Genomic DNA, 4,663 nt, shown 5'->3' with positions numbered 1-4,663 from the left:
GGCGTAGGGGAAGCGGTCCGGGACGCCGAGCGCTGTGCCCAGCACGGCCTCGGCGCGGCGCGCGGCCATCAGCGGGCCACGGCCCAGCAGACAGTACGAGAGCGCGGCCTGCTCCAGCAGCCGTGCCCCCTCCCGCTCGGCCGCGGTGATCCCGACCTTGATCAGATCCGGGCCGAACCAGGCGAGATAGACGTTGTAAGGGCGCGGGTCGTCCGTACGGGTGTCGGCGGCCACGGAGTACGAGCGGTCCAGCCGGGCGCAGTCCGGGCACTGTGCCGATACGGCGGCGGCCGGGATCTCGGCCCCGGCCGGGCACGGGGTGTGCCGGGCGCCTCTGCGGACGCCGACGCAGTCGCGCCGGGGCCCGGTGGTGAAGGAGAGCGGGCGGTCCGGTGTCAGCGGGGAGAGCCGTTCGCCCTGGGCCGGATGGCGCCAGACGAGCGCGGGCCCGCGGTGGCCCCAGCGCGATCCCGCGCACTGCCACCGCGCCGGCCGCGGGCCCTGGGCCATCAGCGCCGCTGCCGGGAGAAGAGCCACAGCGCCCGCACCAGGCGGACGGCGAATCCGGCGGTGGCCACCGCGAAGGCGGCGCCCTTCCAGGCCGTCTCCTGGGCCCGGCCCAGATCGCCGAAGAGTGCGGGGCTCGCGACGGCGATGTAGAGCACCGCCGCCAGCAGACCGGCCGTGACCAGGGCGAACACTATCTCGACGGTGAGCGCGTCGCGCTCGTCCTGGGGACGGGGTCCGGTCATCTCGAATCAGTCCTCCGTTTGCTGTCCGGTGGCTGCCGCCGAGCCGGTCCGCCCCGGCTCGCGCTGCCCGTCACGCCGCTTGAGGCGCACATAGAGCTGCTTGCGCACCCGTGCCACGACCGTACCGTCCGCGGCGACCACATCGTTCTCGAACCACGGCAGCGCCTTGCCGCCGTCCGCCGTGGCCTCGCGGATCTCCTCCAGCCGCTCCTCGGTGAGCTTGAAGTCGGCGAACACATCGCCGCGGCCGGGCGAGACGAAGTCGATCTCGCCGGCCTTGTCCCAGACGATGTAGTCCCGGCCGAGCCGGTTCATCACCAGCAGCATCCAGAACGGGTCGCTCATCGCGAACAGCGAACCGCCGAAATGGGTCCCCACGTAGTTGGAGTTGAACCGGTGCAGCCGCAGCCTGACCCGGACACTGCTCCAGTCCTCCGCGAGGTGGACCACCCGCACTCCGGCGAAGAGATAGGGCGGCCACCAGTTCATCGCGCGGCGCAGGCGGCGCGCGGACATCGATCGACGTGACATATCAGGAAGCTAGCACGTGTTATTACTCGCCGGTAACCCAATGGCTGGGCGTCTCAGATGCTCGAGTGCTCCCGCCACAGCTCGGCCAGCTTCTCGTCCCCCTCCGTGTGCAGCGCGGTGATCGGCAGCCGGTTCCAGAGCGCGAGATAGAGGTCGGCGGCCGGGCCGCTCAGCTCGCAGTCGGCCGCCCCCTCGCCGTCGCGCACGGTGTGCGGAACGTCCTGCGACAGCCGCATCGTCCACACCGCGTCATGGTCCGTGGCCCGCACCCGGAGCGTGCGCGGGGTGTCCGTGCGCACCCGGGACCGGTCCAGGCTGTGGAAACCGACCAGCAGCTCATCGACCCCGTCGGCCGCGAACTCCGGGGTGAACGGGGAGAGAGCCCCGCCCCGCGCCGACTCCGCGTCGACCCGGTGGATGGCCGTCTCATGAGCCTGGCGCCGGGCCCAGAAGCCCAGCGGGAACTCCGTGGGCAGGAAGGTGAAGCACTTCAGCTCGGGGTCGGCATCGGTGAGGGTGCCCACCATCCGTCCATGGACCTCGCGGTACCAGGACACCAGCTCGGCATCGGCCGGGGCCGGCTGGAGCGTCGGCCGGACCGGGTCCGTCAGGCCCTCGTCGACGATCCGCGCGACCCAGCCGTGCACCTGGCCGATGTGGGACAACAGGTCGCGGACGCGCCAGTCGGGGCAGGTGGGCACCGGGGCGTCCACTCCGGCCTCGGTCACGGCGTCGGCCAGCAACTGGCCCTCGCGGTTCACGATTTCGATCAACTCGGCAGTATCCATGGCGGAATCATGCCAGCCGCCTCCGACATCGGCCGGGGCCGGGACGGCGAGAGCGTCAGTTTCCGGCCGTGCGCACGGCGTTCCGTGTGCCGTAGGCGACCACCGTCGCCACGGCCGCCAGCGCCGCGACCGTGGTGAGCGCGATCGGCAGCGAGTACCAGTCGGCGAGGAAGCCGATCGTCGGTGGGCCCAGCAGCATCCCGCCGTAGCCGAGCGTGGAGGCCGCGGCGACCCCGCCCGGCCCCGTCAGCGCGCCGGCCCGAGCGATGGCGACGGGGAAGAGGTTGGCCAGCCCCAGCCCGGTGACCGCGAAGCCCAGGAGCGCGAGCCAGACCGTGGGCGCGAGCGAGCCCAGCAGCATGCCGGCCGCGGCCGTGGCGCCGCCCGCGGTCAACGTCCTGGTCTGGCCGAGCCGTTCGAGCAGGGTGGTGCCGCTCAGCCGGCCGACGGCCATCATCAGCGCGAAGACGGAGTAGCCCGCGGCGGCGAGTCCGGCGGACGCGTCGAGGTCCTGGTGCAGATGGAGGGCCGCCCAGTCGGCCATCGCGCCCTCGCCGTACGCCGTGCAGAGCGCGATCAGGCCGAAGACGCCGACGAGCCACCGGGCGCGGCCCGGCCGCTTTGCGCCGGGCGACGGTTCGGGGGCGGCGCCGTTCCCGGACTCGGCCGCGGGCCCGGCGGCGTCCCGTGGCGCGGGCACCGGCAGCGAGATCAGCGTCCGGCCGGCGGCGGCCGCGAGCAGCAGCCCGAAGACCGCCAGCAGCGACAGATGGCGGGTGGGGGAGAGGTGGTCGGCGATCAGCCCGCCGAGCCCGGCCCCGGCCATCCCGCCCAGGCTGAAGGCGGCGTGGAAACCGGGCATGACCGGGCGGCGCAGAGCGGCTATGAGGTCGACCGCCGCGCTGTTCATGGCCACGTTGAGCGCGCCGAACCCGGTGCCGAAGACCAGTAGCACCAGGCCGAGGGCGAGAGCGGAGTGGGTCAGCGGCGGCAGCGCGACCGAGCCCGCGAACAGCAGACCGGCGGCCACCGTCGTCGGATGGTTGCCGAAGCGGCGGCACAGGCGTCCGGTGGCCATCATGGTGGCCGTCCCGCCCGCGGACACGCCGAGCAGGGCCAGCCCCAGCGCGCCCTCCGAGGCGCTCGTCTGGTCCTTGATCGCGGGGATCCGGGCGACCCATCCGGCGAACACGAAGCCGTCGAGGAAGAAGAACGCGGTGATGGCGGCGCGGAGTCGGGCGAGGTCGCGATCGGCGGTGACGGAGCGGCGCGCGCCCAGAATGGCCGTCCGTGTTTTGTTTGGAGTCGGCACAAAGTGAGAATAGGGGCGTGACCCAGACACGGACAAGGCTCGAGCGCGGCCGAAGCGCTCTTGGCCCGGCACTGGCACTCGTCCACACCGGCCGCGCGCCCACCCGCGCGGTGCTCACGGCCGAGCTCGGGGTGACCCGCGCGACCGCGGGCGCCGTCGCAGCCGAGCTGGAGGCGCTCGGCCTGATCCAGGTCGACTCACGGCCGCTCGGGGCCGCCGGGGCGCAGGGCCGTCCCTCGCACCGGCTGTCGATCGCCCCCCGAGGGCCGGTCGCGCTCGCCGCCCAGGTGCACGCCGACGGCTTCCGTGCGGCGCTCGTCGGGCTCGGCGGACAGACCGTGGCCACCGCCCCGGGCTGCATGACCGTGCCCGCGGACCCGGCGCATGTCATCGACGCGGTCGTGGAGGCCGGTGCCCGGCTGCTGCGGGAGACCGGCCGCCGCTGTGTGGGCGCGGGGCTCGCCGTCCCGTCCGCGGTCGCCGAACCGGAGGGCACCGCGCTCAACCCGCTGCACGTCGCCTGGCCCGCGGGCGCTCCGGTGCGCGAGCTGTTCAACCGCAGCCTCGCCGCCGCCGGTATCCGTGGCGACGACGGGGAGCCGGTCACCGGCTTCGCGGGCAATGACGTCAACCTGGCCGCGCTCGCCGAACACCGCCATGGCGCGGGCGGCGGCGCCCAGCATCTGCTCTGTGTCGCCACCGGGCACCGGGGCGTCGGTGGCGCGCTGGTGCTCGACGGAAGGCTGCACACGGGCAGTGCCGGGCTCGCCCTCGAAGTGGGCCATCTGACCGTCAACCCCGAGGGCCCGCCCTGCCACTGCGGCAGCCGCGGCTGTCTGGACATCGAGGCCGATCCGCTCGCCTTCCTCACGGCGGCCGGGCGCGACCCGGGCCCGGAGGTGTCCCTGCTCCAGCAGGCCCGCGATCTGCTGCGCGAGGAGTACGCCACGGAGCCGTCCGTACGGGCCGCCACCTGCCGGCTCATCGACCGCCTCGGCCTCGGGCTCGCCGGTCTGGTCAACATCCTCAACCCGGACCGCATCATCCTCGGCGGGCTGCACCGCGAACTCCTGGAGGCCGACCCGGAGCGGCTGCGCGCGGTGGTGGCGGAGCGGAGCCTATGGGGCCGGAGCGGGGGCGTACCGATTCTGCCGTGCACGCTGGACCACAACAGCCTGGTGGGCGCGGCGGAGTTGGCGTGGCAGCCGGTGCTGGACGACCCCTTGGCGGCCCTGGGCGTGGGCTGACCCGCCTACGGCCGGTGGCCCGGGAGGGCACGG

At 73.9% G+C, this 4,663-nt stretch carries 6 protein-coding genes; 1 reads left to right on the top strand and 5 read right to left on the bottom strand.

Going from position 1 to position 4,663, the window contains the following annotated elements; genetic code table 11:
• The 5 genes from KN815_RS46355 to KN815_RS46335 form a co-directional block, all read right to left on the bottom strand.
• On the bottom strand, positions 1-510 hold a 510-nt coding region (locus KN815_RS46355; RefSeq protein WP_216347796.1), incomplete at its 3' end, for a DUF2797 domain-containing protein.
• Positions 510-752, bottom strand: a complete 243-nt coding sequence (locus tag KN815_RS46350; protein ID WP_216347795.1) for a DUF6332 family protein — start codon at positions 750-752, stop codon at positions 510-512. The genes KN815_RS46355 and KN815_RS46350, both read right to left, overlap by 1 nt.
• Positions 753-758: 6 nt before the next feature.
• Positions 759-1,268, bottom strand: a complete 510-nt coding sequence (locus tag KN815_RS46345; RefSeq protein ID WP_216347794.1) for a DUF4442 domain-containing protein — start codon at positions 1,266-1,268, stop codon at positions 759-761.
• A gap of 68 nt (positions 1,269-1,336) precedes the next feature.
• Positions 1,337-2,071 carry a maleylpyruvate isomerase family mycothiol-dependent enzyme gene (locus KN815_RS46340; protein ID WP_216347793.1) on the bottom strand — a complete coding sequence of 245 codons (735 nt, stop codon included), beginning with the start codon at positions 2,069-2,071 and terminating at the stop codon, positions 1,337-1,339.
• Positions 2,072-2,126: 55 nt separating this feature from the next.
• A complete protein-coding gene (locus KN815_RS46335) occupies positions 2,127-3,383 on the bottom strand; it encodes an MFS transporter (protein ID WP_216347792.1) in 1,257 nt (418 codons plus the stop codon).
• 17 nt (positions 3,384-3,400) lie between these two features.
• Between KN815_RS46335 and KN815_RS46330 the strand changes: the two genes are divergently transcribed.
• Complete coding sequence (locus KN815_RS46330) at positions 3,401-4,630, top strand: ROK family protein (protein WP_216347791.1); 1,230 nt, start codon at positions 3,401-3,403, stop codon at positions 4,628-4,630.
• The last annotated feature ends 33 nt before the right edge of the window (positions 4,631-4,663 follow it).

It is taken from the genome of Streptomyces niphimycinicus, assembly GCF_018883605.1.
GTDB classification, from domain to species: Bacteria; Actinomycetota; Actinomycetes; order Streptomycetales; family Streptomycetaceae; genus Streptomyces; species Streptomyces niphimycinicus.
Note: the sequence above shows the minus strand (reverse complement) of the source record. Positions and strands in the feature narration are given on the sequence as shown.

Coding starts and splice junctions, on each gene's coding strand:
- KN815_RS46340 (WP_216347793.1), bottom strand. CDS start 2,071: ATGGATACTGCCGAGTTGATCGAAATCGTGAACCGCGAGGGCCAGTTG.
- KN815_RS46345 (WP_216347794.1), bottom strand. CDS start 1,268: ATGTCCGCGCGCCGCCTGCGCCGCGCGATGAACTGGTGGCCGCCCTAT.
- KN815_RS46350 (WP_216347795.1), bottom strand. CDS start 752: ATGACCGGACCCCGTCCCCAGGACGAGCGCGACGCGCTCACCGTCGAG.